16 protein-coding genes are annotated in these 18,417 nt (G+C 63.6%); 13 read left to right on the top strand and 3 right to left on the bottom strand.

Features of this window, described 5'->3' with window-relative positions; all coding sequences use genetic code 11:
- The first annotated feature begins 21 nt into the window (after window positions 1-21).
- The 4 genes from IAG25_RS37230 (at window position 22) to msrQ (ending at window position 5,254) form a co-directional block, all read left to right on the top strand.
- Entirely contained in the window at window positions 22-2,253 is a 2,232-nt protein-coding gene (locus IAG25_RS37230; protein ID WP_187609320.1) for a cytochrome c biogenesis protein ResB, read from the top strand.
- Between the two features lie 4 nt (window positions 2,254-2,257).
- Window positions 2,258-3,460 (top strand): c-type cytochrome biogenesis protein CcsB, encoded by a 1,203-nt coding sequence (ccsB, locus tag IAG25_RS37225; RefSeq protein ID WP_187609319.1) that lies wholly within the window; start codon window positions 2,258-2,260, stop codon window positions 3,458-3,460.
- A 147-nt stretch (window positions 3,461-3,607) separates the two neighbouring features.
- A complete protein-coding gene (msrP, locus tag IAG25_RS37220) occupies window positions 3,608-4,600 on the top strand; it encodes a protein-methionine-sulfoxide reductase catalytic subunit MsrP (RefSeq protein ID WP_187609318.1) in 993 nt (330 codons plus the stop codon).
- A 3-nt stretch (window positions 4,601-4,603) separates the two neighbouring features.
- Window positions 4,604-5,254, top strand: a complete 651-nt coding sequence (gene msrQ, locus IAG25_RS37215; protein ID WP_187609317.1) for a protein-methionine-sulfoxide reductase heme-binding subunit MsrQ — start codon at window positions 4,604-4,606, stop codon at window positions 5,252-5,254.
- A gap of 47 nt (window positions 5,255-5,301) precedes the next feature.
- Here the strand turns inward: msrQ and lysA are convergent, their stop codons facing one another.
- Both lysA and lptM read right to left on the bottom strand, forming a co-directional pair.
- Window positions 5,302-6,564, bottom strand: coding sequence for a diaminopimelate decarboxylase (gene lysA / locus IAG25_RS37210; protein WP_187609316.1), 1,263 nt, complete (start codon window positions 6,562-6,564; stop codon window positions 5,302-5,304).
- 36 nt (window positions 6,565-6,600) lie between these two features.
- On the bottom strand, window positions 6,601-6,909 hold the full coding sequence (lptM, locus tag IAG25_RS37205; RefSeq protein ID WP_035506721.1) for an LPS translocon maturation chaperone LptM: 309 nt from the start codon (window positions 6,907-6,909) through the stop codon (window positions 6,601-6,603).
- Window positions 6,910-6,944: 35 nt separating this feature from the next.
- Between lptM and cyaY the strand changes: the two genes are divergently transcribed.
- On the top strand, window positions 6,945-7,262 hold the full coding sequence (gene cyaY / locus IAG25_RS37200; protein WP_187609315.1) for an iron donor protein CyaY: 318 nt from the start codon (window positions 6,945-6,947) through the stop codon (window positions 7,260-7,262).
- A gap of 52 nt (window positions 7,263-7,314) precedes the next feature.
- Here the strand turns inward: cyaY and IAG25_RS37195 are convergent, their stop codons facing one another.
- A complete protein-coding gene (locus IAG25_RS37195) occupies window positions 7,315-9,723 on the bottom strand; it encodes a penicillin-binding protein 1A (protein ID WP_187609314.1) in 2,409 nt (802 codons plus the stop codon).
- A 247-nt stretch (window positions 9,724-9,970) separates the two neighbouring features.
- On the opposite strand from IAG25_RS37195, the gene pilM reads away from it, so the two are divergent.
- The 8 genes from pilM (at window position 9,971) to ugpB (ending at window position 18,397) form a co-directional block, all read left to right on the top strand.
- On the top strand, window positions 9,971-10,963 hold the full coding sequence (gene pilM / locus IAG25_RS37190) for a type IV pilus biogenesis protein PilM (protein ID WP_255504246.1): 993 nt from the start codon (window positions 9,971-9,973) through the stop codon (window positions 10,961-10,963).
- 4 nt (window positions 10,964-10,967) lie between these two features.
- Window positions 10,968-11,651 carry a PilN domain-containing protein gene (locus IAG25_RS37185; protein ID WP_187609313.1) on the top strand — a complete coding sequence of 228 codons (684 nt, stop codon included), beginning with the start codon at window positions 10,968-10,970 and terminating at the stop codon, window positions 11,649-11,651.
- Complete coding sequence (gene pilO / locus IAG25_RS37180) at window positions 11,648-12,517, top strand: type 4a pilus biogenesis protein PilO (protein ID WP_187609312.1); 870 nt, start codon at window positions 11,648-11,650, stop codon at window positions 12,515-12,517. The genes IAG25_RS37185 and pilO overlap by 4 nt, the downstream gene beginning before the upstream one ends.
- Complete coding sequence (locus IAG25_RS37175) at window positions 12,514-14,025, top strand: type IV pilus secretin PilQ (protein WP_309244009.1); 1,512 nt, start codon at window positions 12,514-12,516, stop codon at window positions 14,023-14,025. Before pilO ends, IAG25_RS37175 begins: the two co-directional genes overlap by 4 nt.
- A gap of 92 nt (window positions 14,026-14,117) precedes the next feature.
- Window positions 14,118-14,669, top strand: a complete 552-nt coding sequence (gene aroK, locus IAG25_RS37170; RefSeq protein WP_035506705.1) for a shikimate kinase AroK — start codon at window positions 14,118-14,120, stop codon at window positions 14,667-14,669.
- Window positions 14,669-15,766 (top strand): 3-dehydroquinate synthase, encoded by a 1,098-nt coding sequence (gene aroB / locus IAG25_RS37165; protein ID WP_187609310.1) that lies wholly within the window; start codon window positions 14,669-14,671, stop codon window positions 15,764-15,766. The genes aroK and aroB overlap by 1 nt, the downstream gene beginning before the upstream one ends.
- A 74-nt stretch (window positions 15,767-15,840) precedes the next feature.
- A complete protein-coding gene (locus IAG25_RS37160) occupies window positions 15,841-17,028 on the top strand; it encodes a deoxyguanosinetriphosphate triphosphohydrolase (protein ID WP_222946824.1) in 1,188 nt (395 codons plus the stop codon).
- A gap of 43 nt (window positions 17,029-17,071) precedes the next feature.
- Window positions 17,072-18,397: a sn-glycerol-3-phosphate ABC transporter substrate-binding protein UgpB gene (ugpB, locus tag IAG25_RS37155; RefSeq protein WP_187609309.1), complete on the top strand. Its 1,326-nt coding sequence runs from the start codon at window positions 17,072-17,074 to the stop codon at window positions 18,395-18,397.
- The last annotated feature ends 20 nt before the right edge of the window (window positions 18,398-18,417 follow it).

The raw sequence follows: 18,417 nt of genomic DNA, 5'->3' as shown, positions 1-18,417 counted from the left end.
TGCTGTCCAGTCGGAGTTTGAATGAGCGTCACCACATCGGGTTTGCAGTCGAAGTCGAGCCGTCGGGCCATCAGGCATTTCGTCGAACTCGTCAGTTCGATGCGCTTCGCCATCGCGTTGCTGGTCATTCTGGCGATCGCGAGCATCATCGGTACGGTGCTCACGCAAGAAGACCCGTATCCCAACTACGTGAATCAGTTCGGTCCGTTCTGGGCCGACATCTTCCGCGGCGTGAGCCTCTACAACGTGTACAGCGCGTGGTGGTTCATGCTCATCCTGATCTTCCTCGTGATCTCGGTGTCGTTGTGCGTCGTGCGCAACAGCCCGAAGATGATCGCGGACCTCAAGAGCTGGAAGGATCGCGTGCATGAAGGCGGCCTGCGCGCGTTCCATCACAAGGGCGAGTTCGCGGTATCGACGAATCGCGCGCAGACAGCCGCGACGCTCGAGCGGCTCGCCGCGAAGATGGGCTACCGCTTCAAGACGCGCGAGACCGACAACGGCGCGACGCTCATCACCGCCAAGCGCGGCGCGATGACGAAGATCGGCTATATCTCGGCGCACGTCGCAATTGTGGTGATCTGCATCGGCGGGCTGCTCGACAGCAATCTGCCCATCAAATTGCAGATGTGGATGTTCAACAAGACGCCGATCGTCAGCAACGCCGTCATCAACGACATTCCACCCGAGCATCGTCTTTCGACGTCGAACCCGACGTTCCGCGGCTACGCGTGGGTGCCGGAAGGGCAGAACGTCGGCACGGCGATCCTGAATCAGCAGGACGGCTCGATCATCCAGGATCTGCCGTTTTCGATTCAGTTGAACAAGTTCATCGTCGATTACTACTCGACCGGCATGCCGAAGCTCTTCGCGAGCGATATCGTCGTGATCGATCACAAGACGGGCAAGCGCATTCCGGCGCGCGTCGAAGTGAACAAGCCGTTCACGTACGACGGCATCTCGATCTATCAGTCGAGTTTCCAGGACGGCGGCTCGAAGCTCGAAATGACCGCATGGCCGATGACCGGCGGCAGCGCGAAGACCTCGCCTTTCAACGGCACGATCGGCGGCACGTCGCCGATCGGCACGCAGTTCACCGGCGCGCAGGGTGAAACCGTCGAGTTCACGGATTTCCGCGCGATCAACGTCGAGAACATGACCGACGGCAGCGGCGCGCCGGACGCACGCGGCGTCGGCAAGACCGAAACGCTGCGCGACGCGTTCGACGAGCGTCTCGGCTCCGGAGCGAAAACCTCGAAGCCGACGGATCTGCGCAATATCGGGCCATCGGTGCAATACAAGGTGCGCGGCACGGACGGCCAGGCGCGCGAGTACAGCAACTACATGCTGCCGGTCGACGTGAGCGGCCAGCGCATGTTCCTCGCGGGCATGCGCGTGAGCCCGAACGATCCGTTCCGCTACCTGCGCATTCCCGCCGACGAACAGGGCACGATGAAACAGTGGATGGACTTGCGCGCCGCGCTCGCCACGCCCGCGACGCGTGCCGAAGCCGCGCACCGGTTTGCGCTGCGCTCGGTTCCGCAGGAAAACGGCGAGCTGCAGAAGCATCTGGAAGAAAGCGCGGTTCGCGTGCTGAATCTCTTCGCGGGCGTCGACGAAACGGGCAAGGCGACGACGAATCCGCAGATGATTGGCGGTTTCCAGAGCATCGCGACGTTCATCGACCGTTCGGTGCCGAAGGGCGAGCAGGAAAAAGCGGCGGGCCTCCTGATGCGCATGCTCGAAGGCGCGATGTGGGACGTATGGCAGATTTCCCGAGAGCAAAACGGCCAGCCCGACGCTAAAGTGGATGAAAAGAACTCCGCGTTCGTCCAGTCATCCATCAACGCGCTTTCCGATAGCTTTCTGTACGGTTCGCCCGTCTTTCTGCAACTGGACAACTTCAAGCAGGTGCAAGCTTCGGTATTCCAACTGACGCGCGCGCCGGGTAAAAATCTGGTGTATCTTGGCAGCCTTCTGCTGGTCGTCGGGATTTTCTCGATGTTCTACGTCCGCGAACGCCGGCTCTGGTTCTGGCTCAAAGATGCAGGGCAGGGCGGCGCGAGCGTGCTGATGGCGATGTCCACGGCGCGCCGGACGTTCGATTTCGAGAAGGAGTTTGTCCGCACGCGCGCGCAGATCGCGGCAGCGCTCGACGCGAAGCCGACAGAACCGGCTGATCCGTCCCCGGCATCCAGTGCGCTCCAGCACTCGCAATCCGAGACTCCGAGCTCGGAAGTTTCGACACGGTAAGATCATGGACCTCACACAGACTTCCTCCCACGCCTCCGCCAAGACGGAACGTCCGGCACCCGGCCTTCCCGATGTCGCCGTGTTCGACGATCGTCCGTTCCTGCGCCGGCTGACGCCGATCGACTGGCTCTTTGCCCTCGCGATGGTCGCAGGCGCGGGTTTCGCGCTGAACCGCTATCACGCGTACATGGACGTGTACGACACGGCGGTGCTGGTCGGCGCAGTGCCGACCTTCGTCGTGCTCGGCTGGCGCTGGAAACCGGTGCGTCTGCTGATCGCGATGATCGCGGTGCTGGCGCTGTTTTCGATCCAGCTTTATCAGCACGATCTCGCCCGCGCCGACACCAATTTCTTCCTCAAGTACTTCCTGTCGAGTCAATCGGCGATCCTGTGGATGAGCGCGCTCTTCATCCTCGCGACGCTCTTTTACTGGATCGGACTCGTGACACGCTCGCAGACCGGCGGCGCGATCGGTTCGCGCATGACGTGGGTCGCGGTGCTGATGGGCTTTACCGGCCTGATGGTGCGCTGGTACGAGTCGTACATGATCGGCTCGGACGTCGGACATATTCCGATCTCGAATCTGTATGAAGTGTTCGTGCTGTTCTGCCTGATCACGGCGCTGTTCTACCTCTACTACGAACAGCATTACTCGACGCGGCAGATGGGCGCGTTCGTGCTGCTCGTGATCAGCGCGGCCGTCGGCTTCCTGATGTGGTACTCCATCGCCCGCGATGCGCAGCAGATTCAACCGCTCGTGCCCGCGCTGCAAAGCTGGTGGATGAAGATCCACGTGCCGGCGAACTTTATCGGCTATGGCAGCTTCGCGCTCTCGGCAATGGTCTCGGTGGCCTATCTCGCGAAACAGCGCGGGTTCATGGCGGACCGCCTGCCGTCGCTCGAAGTCCTCGACGACGTGATGTACAAGTCGATCGCCGTCGGCTTCGCGTTCTTCACCATCGCGACGATTCTCGGCGCGCTGTGGGCCGCGGAAGCGTGGGGCGGCTACTGGAGCTGGGACCCGAAGGAAACGTGGGCGCTGATCGTCTGGCTGAACTACGCGGCGTGGCTGCACATGCGCCTGATGAAGGGCCTGCGCGGCGCGGCGGCGGCGTGGTGGGCGCTGACCGGCCTGATCGTCACGACGTTCGCCTTCCTCGGCGTGAACATGTTCCTGTCGGGCTTGCATAGTTACGGCAAGCTCTGATCGGTTGTTTCGACTTTAAAAAACCGCCACGCATCACGCTGGCGGTTTTTTTTCGTTTCGCGGTGGAATACTGGCGTCGGGACTACTGTTTTCCCCTTATGAGCATTCAGCGGCGACATCCCGAGCGTCGCAATGGAAGGAACGCAAATGTGGATCAAACGAAATCGTCATCTTTATGGCGATGACATCGCGGGTCATGAAATCACGCCGCGCGACGTGTTCGAAAATCGCCGGCGCGCGCTGCGCTCGATCGGCGCGTTCGCCGCGACAGGTCTCGCCGGCGCAAGCAGCCTCGCCCACGCGACACTGACGTCGCCGGATGCGAAAGGCCAGAAGCTCGCGTCGGCGAAGACCAATCCGAAGTTCGTCGCGCTGGACAAGCCGACGTCGTTCAAGGACATCACGACCTACAACAACTTCTACGAATTCGGCACCGACAAGGGCGATCCCGTCGAGCACGCGGGCACGCTGCGTCCGCGTCCGTGGAAGGTGTCTGTCGAAGGCGCGATCAAGAACCCGAAGGTCTACGACATCGACGATATCCTGAAGCTCGCGCCGCTCGAAGAACGCGTGTACCGGCTGCGCTGCGTCGAAGGCTGGTCGATGGTGATTCCGTGGATCGGCGTGTCGTTGTCCGAACTCATCAAGCGGGCCGAGCCGACGGGCAGTGCGAAGTACTTGCAGTTCATCACGCTCGCCGATCCGTCGCAGATGCCGGGACTCTCGACGCCGATTCTCGAATGGCCGTATTCCGAAGGCCTGCGCATGGACGAGGCGATGAACCCGCTCACGCTCCTGACCGTCGGCTTGTACGGGCAGGTGCTGCCGAACCAGAACGGCGCGCCCGTGCGCGTGGTCGTGCCGTGGAAGTACGGCTTCAAGAGCGCGAAGTCGCTCGTGAAGATCCGCTTCGTCGAGAAAGAGCCGCCGACGAGCTGGAATCTCTACGCGCCGAGCGAATACGGCTTCTTTTCGAACGTGAATCCGAACGTCGATCATCCGCGCTGGAGTCAGGCGACGGAACGGCGCATCGGCGAGGACGGCTTCTTTTCGCCGAAGCGCAAGACGCTCATGTTCAACGGCTACGGCGATCAGGTCGCGTCGTTGTATCAGGGCATGGATCTCAAGAAGAACTTCTGAACGATGCCGACCGCTTCCGATATCAAAGGCGCGCGGGCGAGCGCGGGCGTTCGCTGGGTCGTTCCCGCGAAGGTCGTCGTGTTCATCGCGATGCTGTTTCCGCTCGCGCGTCTCGTGCTGCTCGGCGTAACGGGCGGCCTGGGCGCGAATCCGATCGAATTCATCACGCGCTCGACTGGTCTCTGGACGCTCGTCTATCTGTGCATCACGCTCGCGATCACGCCGGTGCGCCGCATGACCGGCATCACGGCGCTCGCGCGCTTTCGCCGGATGATCGGCCTGTACGCGTTCTTCTTCGCCGTGCTGCATTTCACGACGTATATCTGGTTCGATAAATGGTTCGATGTCGCCGCGATGCTGAAGGACATCGGCAAGCGGCCGTTCATCACGGTGGGTTTCGCGGCGTTCGTGCTGCTGATTCCGCTCGCGGTCACGTCGCCGAAAGTCATGGTCAGAAAACTCGGCCGCCGCTGGCAGACCTTGCATCGGGCGATCTATCTGATCGCCGCGCTCGCGATCCTGCATTTCTGGTGGATGAAGGCGGGCAAGCACGATTTCGAACTGCCTAAGATCTACGGCTCGATCGTGATCGTCCTGCTCGGCTGGCGCGTAATTGCGTGGCTTCGAACGCGAACGACACGGCGGCGCGCATAAAAAAAGCGATGCCGAGGCATCGCTTTTTCATTGAAGCGCACGAAGCTTCAGTCCGGCAGAATCGATTCCCCGGCGAACAACTGCTTCACGTCTTCGCGTTCGCGCACGAGACGCGCGCGTTCGCCATCGACCATGATTTCGGCAGCGCGCGGACGCGTGTTGTAGTTCGAGCTCATCACGAAGCCATACGCGCCCGCGGAGCAGATCGCGAGCAGGTCGCCCGGTTCGATGGCCAGTTCACGGTCCCGCCCGAGCCAGTCGCCGCTCTCGCAGACCGGACCGACGACATCGTACTTGTGCGCCTGCGCGTCGCGCTTTACGACCGGCACGATGCGATGAAACGCCTCGTACATCGCGGGACGCGCGAGATCGTTCATGGCGGCATCGACGATGGCGAAGTTCTTTTCCTCGCCCGGCTTCAGAAACTCGACGCGCGTCAACAGCACGCCGGCATTGCCGACGAGCGAACGCCCCGGCTCGAAATACACTTCGCGCTGACCGTGGCCGCGCTTCTCGATGTGATCGAGCACCGTCTTCACGAACTCGCCGATATCGGGCGGTGTTTCGTCGTCGTACGTGATGCCGAGACCGCCGCCGACATTGACGTGATGAATGTGCATGCCGTCCGCTTCGATCTGCTCGACGAGTTCGAGCAGTTTGTCGACGGCATCGAGATACGGGCTGATCTCGGTGATCTGCGAACCGATGTGACAGTCGATGCCGACGACATCGAGGTTCGACATCGCATGCGCTTGCGCGTAGGTCGCACGCGCATCGCTGAACGCGACGCCGAACTTGTTCGACTTGAGGCCCGTGGAGATGTACGGATGCGTCTTCGCATCGACGTCGGGATTCACGCGCAAGGAAACCGGCGCTGTCTTGCCGAGCGATGCCGCGACTTCGTTCAACGCGTGCAGCTCGGGAATCGACTCGACGTTGAAGCCCTTCACGCCCGCTTCGAGCGCTTCGCGCATTTCCGCCGCCGACTTGCCGACGCCTGAAAACACCGTGTTCTCTGCCTTGCCGCCCGCCGCGAGCACCCGCGCGAGCTCGCCCGACGACACGATGTCGAAGCCCGAACCCATGCGCGCGAACACGTTGAGCACGGCGAGATTGCTGTTGGCCTTCACCGCGACATGGACCGTCGCGTGACGGCCCGCGCATGCATCGGCGTAGGCGCGATAGGCGCGTGTTATCGCATCGCGCGAATAGACGTAGAGGGGCGTGCCGAACTGTTCCGCGAGCGACGCGGCTGAAACGCCTTCGGCGTGCAGCACGCCGTCGACGTAGTGGAATGCGGAATCACTCATGCGTGGAATCGAAAATGCGCCGTGAAGGCTTGGGGATCAATAAGCGGACGACGCGGCTTTCGGCGCCGATGCGGCGTTGGGGCTGGTCTTCAGATCCGTCTCGGGCGAGAGCGACAGCGGCTGACCCGACGTATCCGGAATGCTGCCCGCACGCGATGCGGTTTCGCTGCCCGGAGTGACATTCGAAGGCGGCGTATTCTGGAGATCGTTTGGACGTTGCGGTAGCGGGGGCACCTTCGGCAGATAGAGCGAACCGCGTTGCCCGCAACCGCCCAGCGTGATCGTTGCCGCGGCGCCGATGCTCAAAGCCGCTACAATCGCGCTCATCCTGAAAACGACTCGCATGACCGTCCCTAAACGTTGAATCGATGGAGTTTAGCATGACAGACCAGGAATACCTGACGCTGGCGGAGGCCGCGCTGACCGCCATCGAACGCTCGGTGGATCAAGCCGAAGCCGATATCGAATTCGAGCGCAGCGGCAATGTTTTGACGCTGGAGTTCGAGAATCGCACGAAGGTGATCGTGAACCTGCAGCCGCCGAAACACGAGATCTGGCTCGCGGCGAAGGCGGGCGGTTTTCACTACAAGTACGTCGACGGCGCCTGGCGCGACACGCGCGACAACAGCGAATTCTTTGCCACGCTGAGCAAGTATTCGAGCGAACAGGCCGGCGAGCCTGTCAAATTCAAGGCGTAAAAAAAGCGAGCGGACCGCGTGGTCCGCTCGCCTCGAACGTCGCAGGGCAGGACTACTGCCCCTTGAACAGATTCATGATGTCCTGCTTCTCCTGTTCGCCGACTTCGGGCGCCGGCGCCGTCACACCGGACACCCCTTCCTGCGGTGGCGCCTGACTCACGCCGATGGTCGCGACGAAGCCGTGCCCCGGCGTCATGTCGTCGTAGTACAGCTCGTTGCCGAGCGGCGTGATATCGGGCGGCATCATCGGCTTGTACTCGGGCACGCCCTTCAGCGCGCGGCTCATGTAATCCATCCATACCGGCAACGCGAGGCCGCCGCCGGTTTCCTTGTCGCCGAGGGTGCGCGGATTGTCATAGCCGATCCACGCAATCGCGACGAGCGTGCGCTGATAACCGGCGAACCACGCGTCGCGCGAATCGTTCGTCGTACCCGTCTTGCCGGCGAGATCGCCGCGCTTCAACTGATTCGTTTTCGAGCCCGTGCCGTGCTGCGCGACGCTCTGCAACAGGCTGTTCATCACGAACGCGTTGCGCGGCGTGATCGCGAGCGGCGCACTTTGCTGTGCGACGAGCGGCTGCGGATGCGACACGACGCGGCCATACGGATCGGTGATATCGGCGATCAGATACGGATTCACGCGATAACCGCCGTTCGCGAACACCGCATAGCCCGCCGCCATTTGCAGCGGCGTGACGAGGCCCGCGCCGAGCGCCATCGGCAGATAGGCGGGATGGCGGTCCGCATCGAAACCGAAGCGCGTGATGTACTGCTGAGCGTACTTCGTCCCGATATGACTCAGGATGCGGATCGACACCATGTTCTTCGAGCGCTGCAGCGCGGAGCGCATCGACATCGGGCCGTCGAATCCGCCGCCGTAGTTCTTCGGCTCCCACGCCTGGCCGCCGGTCTCGGCGGCGCTGAAGAAGAGCGGGCCATCGTTGATGATCGTCGCGGGCGAAAGACCTTTCTCGAGCGACGCCGAATAGATGAACGGCTTGAAGCTCGAACCCGGCTGACGCCATGCCTGCGTGACGTGATTGAACTTGTTCTTGTTGAAGTCGAAGCCGCCGACGAGCGCGCGGATCGCACCGTCCTGAGGCACCATCGAGACGAACGCGCCTTCGACTTGCGGCAGTTGCGTGATGATCCAGTTTCCGTCGTCGTTCTTCATGAGACGCACGATCGCGCCCGGGCGGATGCGCGAATTCGGCTGCGCGCGCGAGCTCAGCGCGAACTGGACGAAGCGCAGATCGTTGCCGGTGATGGTCGCCGTGTTGCCGTCGATGAAGCTCGCCTTCACTTCCTTCGGACTCGCCGACGTCACCACCGCCGCGACGATCTCGCCGTTGTCGGGATGCTCGGCGAGCGCGTCGTCGATGGCCTGCTCGCGGTCATCGGCATCCTTCGGCAAATCGATATAGCCTTCCGGCCCGCGATAGCCATGCCGATGCTCGTAGTCCATCAAGCCGTTGCGCAACGCGCGGTAGGCGGTGTCCTGATCGGCGGAATCGATCGTCGTCACGACGTTCAGACCGCGCGTGTACGCTTCCTCGCGGTATTGCGCGTACATCATCTGGCGCACCATTTCCGCGACGTACTCGGCGTGCACGCTGAATTCGCGGCCTTGTCCCTTCACGACGAGCGGCTGATTCACGGCCTGGTCGTAGTCCGCCTGGGTGATGAAATTCAGCTCGCGCATGCGTTGCAGGATGTACTCCTGCCGCACTTTCGCGCGCTTCGGATTGACGACCGGGTTATATGCCGACGGCGCTTTCGGCAGGCCCGCGAGCATCGCGGCCTCGGCGAGCGTGACGTCTTTCAGATCCTTGCCGAAGTAGACGCGCGCCGCGCTCGCGAAACCGTACGCGCGCTGCCCGAGATAGATCTGATTCATATAGACCTCGAGAATCTGATCCTTCGTCAGCGCGCGCTCGATCTTGTACGCGAGCAGCATTTCGTAAATCTTGCGCGTGTAGGTCTTCTCGCTCGACAGGAAAAAGTTGCGCGCGACCTGCATCGTGATCGTGCTCGCGCCTTGCGACGCGTGGCCGTTGGTCAGCGCAACCGAGCCCGCGCGCAGAATGCCGGTGAGATCGACGCCGCCGTGATCGTAGAAGCGCGAGTCCTCGATGGCGAGCACGGCTTTTTTCAGATGATCGGGCACGTCCTGAATGCGCACGACGCTGCGGCGCTCTTCGCCGAATTCGCCGATCAGAACGTGATCCGCCGTATAGATGCGCAGCGGCACCTTCGGCTTGTAGTCGGTGAGCGCTTCGAGCGAAGGCAGATTCGGCATCGCGACGACGAGCGCATAGCCGAGCACGAGACCCGCGCAGACGACGAGCGCGAACACACTGACGAAAAATCCGAGCATGAGCCGCGCCCACCATGGGCGCTTGGCTTTTTTGGGCCTCTCGGGCGGCGTGGACGGCGGGTTAGACGAGGAAGAGGATTGCATTGGCACCACCAAAAACGGTCACGCGATTATAGCTGTCCGGTTTTGCGACTTTTCCGAAGCCTTTCGGCGCGCCGTTCGCGCGTTCTGGCCGCTGTCTTCAAGATACGCGCGATCGTGCAGGGAAGCATCCTTCTATCGTGAGCGTTGGCCGTTCGGCCGAGTGTTCGCCGCCGATCACGCTCGCGACAATCTTTCCAAGTCAAGCGCCCGAACGGTTCGGTGCGCGAGTGAATGGAAGGAGTGGCTGATGAGTAAGGAAAACACGCTGCGCGGCACGATGCTGACGGTCACGCGGCGCTACGCGGCGGGCATCGACGTGGGCGAGGACGCGGTGCGGCTCGCCATCGTGAGCAGACGATTGAGAGCGAATGCTGCGGTGTGCGTCGAACATCTGGATTCGGTGGCGCTGCCGTCGGGCGCGGTGATCGACGGCGATTTCGTCGATCGGGAGGCGATCGTCGCGGCTTTGCGCGAGGCGTTCCTGCGCTTGCCGGAAAGCGGCGCGTGGCGGGCGCTGCGCTGCGCGATGGGCTTGCCCGCGTCGGCGACGCTCACGATGCAGATTCCGCTCGCACGTCTGATCGACACCGATGAGCAGCTCGCGTGCGCCATCGGCGGTGATCCGCGCGGCATGCTCGAACCGGCGGTGCTCATGGAAGCGGAACGCGCGGCGGGCATCGAGAGGGGCGCGCTGGCGGTGGACTGGTCCGTACAGGCCCGGGAGGACGGTGAGGCGCAGGTCGCGATCGCGGCCACGGCGCGGCGGCATGTCGAGGCGCGCGTCGAAACGGCAGCGGAAGCGGGCATCGCGCTATCCGCCATCGATGGCGAACCGGCCGCGGCGTTGCGCGCGATGCGCCATGCCGGCTCGGTCGAGCTGGACGCGGACGCGCGCTATCTCGTCTGCTGGCTGGAAAGCACCGGTCTGCATGGCTGGCTCGTCGGCGGACGCGGCGTCGAAAACGAAGTTCGATATCCCGCGCCGGAACATCGGAGTATTTCCGACGCGCTGCACGAACTCGCTGGCCAGGATGCGCCGCTCGACTGCATCTACGTCGGCGGACAGATCGAGCTGCTGGCGCACGCGCAGCTTCCGCTTCCCGTTCTGGGCAAGACGTTCAACTGCCCCGCGCTGCCTTTCGAGACCGCGCCGTACTGCAACGGCGCTTCCGACATCCAGGCCGCGCACCGGCATTCGCCGCGCTTCGCGGCGCGTTCGGGCTGGCCTTGCGCGAGGTGATGCAATGAGCGCCGCCATGCTCGACGGTTTCAATCTCCTGCCGTATCGCGCGCGAAAACGCCGCGAAGTGCGGCGTCAGCGGCTGGCGCTGCTCGGCGCGGTGACGCTGGCAGGCTGCGCGGCTGTCGGCGCCGTGGCCGGCTGGGACACGTTCGAGCGCGCCCGTCTGGACGAGCGACGCATGGCCCTGGAGGCGTCGCTGCGCACATCGGGCGCGCAGATCGACGAACATGCGCGTCTCGTTCGCGCCGAATCGGACCGGCGGCGCGCGCGTGAGGCCGCGCAGCCTTTGGCCTTGCCGCGCGAGCGCTTTCTCGCACTGCTCGAAGCGCTTGCGGAGGCGCCTCTGCAACGCGGCGTCGCGCTTCAACGCGTGTCGCAGAGAACGAACGAGGTCGAGCTTTCCGCACTCGCTCCCGATTCGCAGGCGGCCGCGCAATGGCTCAAGCGGCTGGAACGCGTGCGCGGCGTGCAGGCGGTGGAAGTGATCGAGATGAAGCGGCGCGCGGAACCGGCGCCGTCGGGCAAGCGTGGCGCGTCGCCGATTGTCGGAGAGCATTCCGCGCATTTCGAGTTCGTGGCGCTCGTGCGGTACGCGCCGGAGCATTCGCGCGATGAAGCCGCGTCGCGTCAGGCGCGTCCGATATTGACAGCCACGCGCGCTGCCACGCAGGAGAAACGGCCATGAGCACGATTTCGATGAACTTCGCCGCGAATACGCGTTCGCGCCGCGCGCCGTCCATCTTGCAGCCGCTCGACGAATGGTCGCGACGCCGGACCGCGTGCGTTGCGATTGCGTTGGGTCTGCTCGCCTTCGTACTCGGTCTGCAAGCCTGGCGCACGTTCGACGCGAACCAGCTCGATGCGGGCCGCGTCGCGTGGGCGGCGACGCAGGCGAAGGTGCATGACGCGGGGCGCATCGCTGCGGAACTGCCCGATCTGCGAGCGCGGGCGGCGTCGGGCCGCATGGAGCCGGAGCACTGGAGCGCTGCCGACGCGTTGCGCGCCATCGCGGATCTGGCGGCGCAGAGCGGTCTGCGCGTTGCGGACATCGAGCCGGTTGCGGTCAAGGTCGGCGAGCCGAAGCTGGCTCAGCCGATTCCGGAGCGCGCACTCAGACTACGCGCGGACGGTGCCTTTCCCGAAATCCGGCGCTTCCTGGAAGCGCTCGCGAGCCTGCCTCGGCTCGTCGTGCCGGAAAGCGTGCAGATCAAACGACAGCCGGGCACGCTCGCCATCGAAGCGACGCTGCGCATCTTCGAGACGTTGCCGGCGATATCGCCCGCCACGGCATCACGCGCCGATGCGTTCGTCGTCGATCCGTTCGGCAACGCGGACGCTGTGACGCAAGGCGGCGACATGCTGCTCGTGGGTACGTTCGTCGGACGCCGTCGCGCTATAGCGCTGTTGCAGAGTGGCCGCGATGTCGATGCCTTTGCGCCGGGGCAGAAGATCGGTGACGAATGGCTCGGGCGCGTCGTGCCGCGTGCGATCGAGCTCGCTCGTACCGATGGCATTTCGCGCAGGCTGACATTCGCGGAGGATCGCAAGTGAGCCAGTTCGCGAAACTTTCACGCAGATTCGCGGCAACGTGCGCGGCGGTGCTGCTGGTCGCGCACGTGGCGCTCGCATCCGAAAGCGCCGATACGATCATCGCGCCCCTGCCGCCGCTGCCCGCATCGTTCGACGCACAGTCTGTCGATCCGCTCGTACCGGACGCGCCGGTCGTCCCTCAGAGCGCGGAAGTCGCCGCGCCCGAAAAGCCCGCAGCCGAAACAGCGGACGCACTGGAAGGCCCGCCGGTGCCTTTGCCGGAACTCGAACGATTGAGTCGCGCAAAGCAGGACGGAAACGACGACGGCAAGCCGATCACCCTCGATCTGAAAAACGCGGACCTCGGCGCCGCGCTGCACGCATTCGCACGCTTCACGGGACTGAACATCGTCGCGAGCGAGAAGGTGCGCGGACAGGTGTCGATGAATCTTGTCGCCGTGCCGTGGCGCCGCGCGTTCGACACGCTCCTCGAAGTCAACGGTCTCGCGATGGAACAGCACGGCAACATGATCTGGGTCGCGCCGCTCGCCGAACTCGCCGCGCGCGAGAAGCTGCGCTTCGAAGCGCACGCGCGCGCCGCGGATCTCGAACCGCTCGCGAGCCGTACGTTCGTGCTGCGCTATTCGCGCGCGGAAGACCTGCGCAAGATGCTGACCGGCTCAGGTAGCCAGCGCGTGCTGTCGAAACGCGGCTCCGCCATCGCCGATGCGCGTACGAACCTGCTCTTCGTCACCGACCTCGACGCACGCGTCCGGCAGATCGCCGAGTTGATCGCGCTGATCGACAAGCCGACGCCGCAGGTGATGATCGAGGCGAAGATCGTGGAGGGCGAGGCGGGGCTGTCGCGCAATCTCGGCGTCAAGCTGGGCGTCGCGTCGCAGAACGATCCTTCGACCGGGTTGGCGGGCGGCAAGGACGGTGTGGTATACGATCTGTCGGCGGGGCCGATCAACGGTTTCGACGCGGCGACCGCCGGGCTCACATTGTTCGTCGCGCAGGCGACGCGGCTGCTCAATCTCGAACTGAGCGCGCTGGAGGCGGAAGGGCGCGGACAAATCGTCTCGAGTCCGCGCGTCGTGACGGCGGACCGGATGAAGTCCATCGTCGAGCAGGGCATGGACGTGCCGTATCAGGCGAAGGTCGGCAACGGCGTGTCGGGCGTGCAGTTTCGGCGCGCAACGCTCAAACTGGAGGTTGAGCCGCAGATCACGCCGCATGGCCACGTCATTCTCGATCTCGACATCACGAAAGACAGCCTCGGCGAGGAGACGGCGAACGGGCCGGCCATCCAGACCAAGCATGTGCAGACGCGCGTGGAAGTGGAAAACGGCGGCACCGTGGCAATCGGCGGCATTTATTCCGATGACGAGCGACAGGATACGACCGGTGTGCCGGGACTGTCCAAATTGCCGGTGATCGGCTGGCTGTTCCGTCACGACGCGCGGCGCAGCTCGAAGAGCGAACTCGTCATATTGATTACGCCGCGTGTGATCGCGCCGAGCGGCTGAACGCCGGCTCGCGGGCGGCGCGACTCGACAAAGCGGGCGGTTTGCCCTTAAGCTGCCGCACGAAGAAATTCGATACTGTAAAAGGATCCAGGTTGCAGGAAGGGCACGCGAACGCGAACATTTTTTTCGTCGGACTCATGGGGGCGGGTAAAACCACCGTGGGCCGTGCGGTTGCGCGCCGTCTGCAGCGCTCGTTCATCGATTCGGATCAGGAGATCGAGGCGCGCACGGGCGCCCGTATCCCGGTGATCTGGGAACTGGAAGGCGAGGCGGGTTTTCGCCAGCGCGAGGCGAACGTCATCGACGAGCTTTCGCAGCGAAACGGCATCGTGCTCGCGACGGGCGGCGGCGCGGTGCTGCGGCCCGAGAATCGCGAACATCTGAAGAATCGCGGCATCGTCATATATCTGCGCGCCAATCCGCACGATCTCTGGCAGCGCACGCGGCGCGACAAGAATCGTCCGCTGTTGCAGACCGACGATCCGCGCGGCAAGCTCGAAGCGCTCTTTCAGACGCGCGATCCGCTGTATCACGAATGCGCGCATTTCGTCGTGGAAACGGGGCGGCCGACGGTCAACGCGCTCGTCAATATGGTCCTGATGCAACTGGAGGTCGCCGGCGTCGTCAAGTCGGCTGAGTCATAATGTCCGCCATGATTACCCCAACGATCACCGTCAATGTCGAACTGGGCGAGCGCGCCTATCCCATTCATATCGGTGCGGGCCTGATCGGCCGCACGGAACTGTTCGCGCCGCATATCAAGGGCGCGTCCGTGGCGATCGTCACGAATTCCACCATCGATCCGCTCTACGGCGACCAGTTGCGCGCCGCGCTCGAACCGCTCGGCAAGAAAGTGACCACGGTGGTCCTGCCGGACGGCGAAGCGCACAAGAACTGGGAAACGCTCAATCAGATCTTCGATGCGCTGCTCACCGAACGCGCCGATCGCAAGACGACGCTAATCGCGCTCGGCGGCGGGGTCGTCGGCGACATGACCGGTTTCGCGGCGGCGAGCTACATGCGCGGCGTGCCGTTCATCCAGGTGCCGACCACGCTGCTGTCGCAAGTCGATTCGTCGGTCGGCGGCAAGACGGGCATCAATCATCCGCTCGGCAAGAACATGATCGGCGCGTTCTATCAGCCGCAAGCGGTCATCGCGGATATCGGCGCGCTGCACACGTTGCCGGAGCGCGAACTCGCGGCGGGCATCGCGGAAGTCATCAAGACCGCGGCCATCGCAGATGCCGAATTCTTCGACTGGATCGAAACCAACATCGACGCGCTGAATCGCCGTGACGACGAAGCGCTCGCGCACGCCGTGAAGCGTTCGTGCGAGATCAAGGCGTCGGTCGTCGCGTCGGACGAGCGCGAGGGCGGTCGGCGCGCCATTCTCAATTTCGGCCACACCTTCGGCCATGCGATCGAAGCCGGGCTCGGCTACGGCGAATGGCTGCACGGCGAGGCGGTCGGTTGCGGCATGGTGATGGCGGCGGATTTGTCCGTGCGTCTCGGCAAGCTCGACGAAGCCGCGCGCCGGCGTCTCGTGCGTGTGATCGAGGCGGCGAAACTGCCCGTCACGGCGCCACAACTCGGCGACGACCGCTACGTCGATCTGATGAAGATCGACAAGAAGGCCGAAGCCGGCGAGATCAAATTCATTCTGCTGACCCGCTTCGGCGCGACCGAGATCACGAGCGCGCCCGATCAGGCCGTGCGCGCGACGCTCGCAGCCAGCGTCTGATCCGCGCGAGCGGCGGCCAGAACCACGATTCGGAGCAGCCGGTGAGCGACAAAGAACAGCAACTTCCGCCGGGCATGCCGCCGACGCTCGCGTTCGAGGCGCATCTCGCGCCGTATGCCGCGCACGCGTCGCAATCGCGCGGGCGGCGTTTTGCCGAACCGCCGCCCGCGGCACGCACGGAATTTCAGCGCGATCGCGATCGCATCGTGCATTCGACCGCGTTTCGCAGGCTCGAATACAAGACACAGGTCTTCGTCAATCACGAAGGCGATCTCTTCCGCACGCGCCTCACGCATAGTCTCGAAGTCGCGCAGATCGCGCGTTCGGTCGCGCGCAATCTGAGGCTGAACGAGGATCTCGTCGAAGCCATTTCGCTCGCGCACGATCTCGGCCATACGCCGTTCGGTCACGCCGGGCAGGACGCGCTGCACGAATGCATGCGCGATCACGGCGGCTTCGAACACAATCTGCAAAGCCTCGCGGTGGTCGATCAGCTCGAAGAGCATTACGGCGCGTTCAACGGCCTGAACCTCTGCTTCGAGACGCGCGAAGGCATCCTCAAACATTGCTCGCGCGAAAACGCGCGCAAGCTCGGCGAACTCGGCGAGCGCTTTCTCACGGGTAAGCAGCCGTCGCTCGAAGCGCAGATCGCGAATGTCGCCGATGAAATCGCGTACAACAATCACGACGTGGACGACGGCCTGCGCTCCGGCCTCATCACGCTCGACCAGCTTTCCGAAGTGAGCCTCTGGCACACGCATTTCGATGCCGCGCGTGCCGACTATCCGGACATCGAGGGGCGCAGGCTCATCCACGAGACGATCCGCCGCATCATCAACACGTTGATCGTCGATCTGATCGAGGCGACGGGCCGCAATCTCGAACGCGTCGCGCCGCAATCGCTCGACGCCGTGCGCAATGCGCCGACGCTCGTCGCGCACAGCGATGAAGTCGCGGCGCAGGCGGCGCAACTCAAGCGCTTTCTGTTCAAGAACCTGTACCGGCACTATCGCGTGATGCGCATGGCCAACAAGGCGAAGCGCGTGGTGACGGGCCTCTTCGAAGCCTTCACCGACGATCCGCGTCTCTTGCCGCCCGCTTATCAAGCGCGCGGACCGGTGACGGAGGAATCCGCGAACGACGCGCCTTCATCGAGCCACGACAGCTCGCAGGCGCGGCTCATCGCGCATTACATCGCGGGCATGACCGATCGCTATGCATTGAAAGAGTATCAACGCCTGTTTGTCATCGACAACAACTAATATCGCGCGTTTCAAGCGCGAATCCTCGAAAGGAGACTCATCGATGAGCTGCAAGCCCCTGTTCCGCACGATCTCGGCCGCCGCCGTTCTGGCCTTCGGCGCCAGCACCGCGGCGCACGCCGCGACGGAAATCCAGTTCTGGCACGCGATGGAAGCCGCGCTGGGTGAGCGCGTGAACGACATCGCCAACGACTTCAACAAGTCGCAGAGCGATTACAAGATCGTTCCCGTGTTCAAGGGCACGTATGACCAGGCGCTCGCGGCGGGCATCGCGGCGTATCGCAGCGGCAACGCGCCCGCGATCCTGCAGGTCTACGAAGTCGGCACCGCGACGATGATGCAGGCGAAGAAGGCCGTCATCCCCGTCTCCGATGTCTTCAAGCAGGCGGGCGTCACGCTCGACGAAAAGGCGTTCGTGCCGACCATCGCCGGTTACTACAGCGACGCGAAGACCGGCCATCTGATCTCGATGCCGTTCAACAGCTCGACACCCGTTCTCTACTACAACAAGGACGCGTTCAAGAAGGCCGGTCTCGATCCGAACCAGCCGCCGAAGACCTGGGCCGATGTCGAAGCCGACGCGAAGAAGCTGAAGGCCGCTGGTTATTCGTGCGGCTACTCGTCGGGCTGGCAAAGCTGGATTCAGCTCGAGAATTACAGCGCGTGGCATGCCGCGCCGTTCGCGACGAAGAACAACGGCTTCGACGGTCTCGACGCCAAGCTCGAATTCAACAAGCCGTTGCAGGTCGCGCACATCCAGTTCCTGCAGAACATGGCGAAGGAAGGCACGTTCACGTATGTCGGCCGCAAGGACGAGCCCGTGTCGAAGTTCTATAGCGGCGACTGCGGCATCATCACGAACTCGTCGGGCTCGCGCGCGACCATCGCGAAGTTCGCGAAGTTCGATTACGGCGTCGGCATGATGCCCTACGACGCGAGCGTGAAGGGCGCGCCCCAGAACGCGATCATCGGCGGTGCGAGTCTGTGGGTGTTGTCGGGCAAGGACCCGGCTGTCTACAAGGGCGTCGCGAAATTCCTCGCGTATCTTTCGACGCCGGAAGTCGCGGCGAAGTGGCATCAGGACACGGGCTATCTGCCGGTCACACAGGCCGCGTATGAGCTCACGCAGAAGCAGGGCTTCTACGACAAGAATCCCGGCGCGGACATCGCGATCAAGCAGATGCTGAACAAGCCGCCGCTGCCCTACACCAAGGGCCTGCGTCTGGGCAACATGCCGCAGATCCGCACGATCGTCGATGAAGAGCTGGAGCAGGTCTGGGCGGAGAAGAAGACGCCGCAGCAAGCGCTCGACGCGTCGGTGCAGCGCGGCGACGAACTGCTGCGCCGCTTCGAGAAGACCGGCAACTAAAACGCATGCGCCCGCGTTCA

Source organism: Caballeronia sp. EK (assembly GCF_014384845.1).
Lineage (GTDB): Bacteria > Pseudomonadota > Gammaproteobacteria > Burkholderiales > Burkholderiaceae > Caballeronia > Caballeronia jiangsuensis.
Note: the sequence above shows the minus strand (reverse complement) of the source record. Positions and strands in the feature narration are given on the sequence as shown.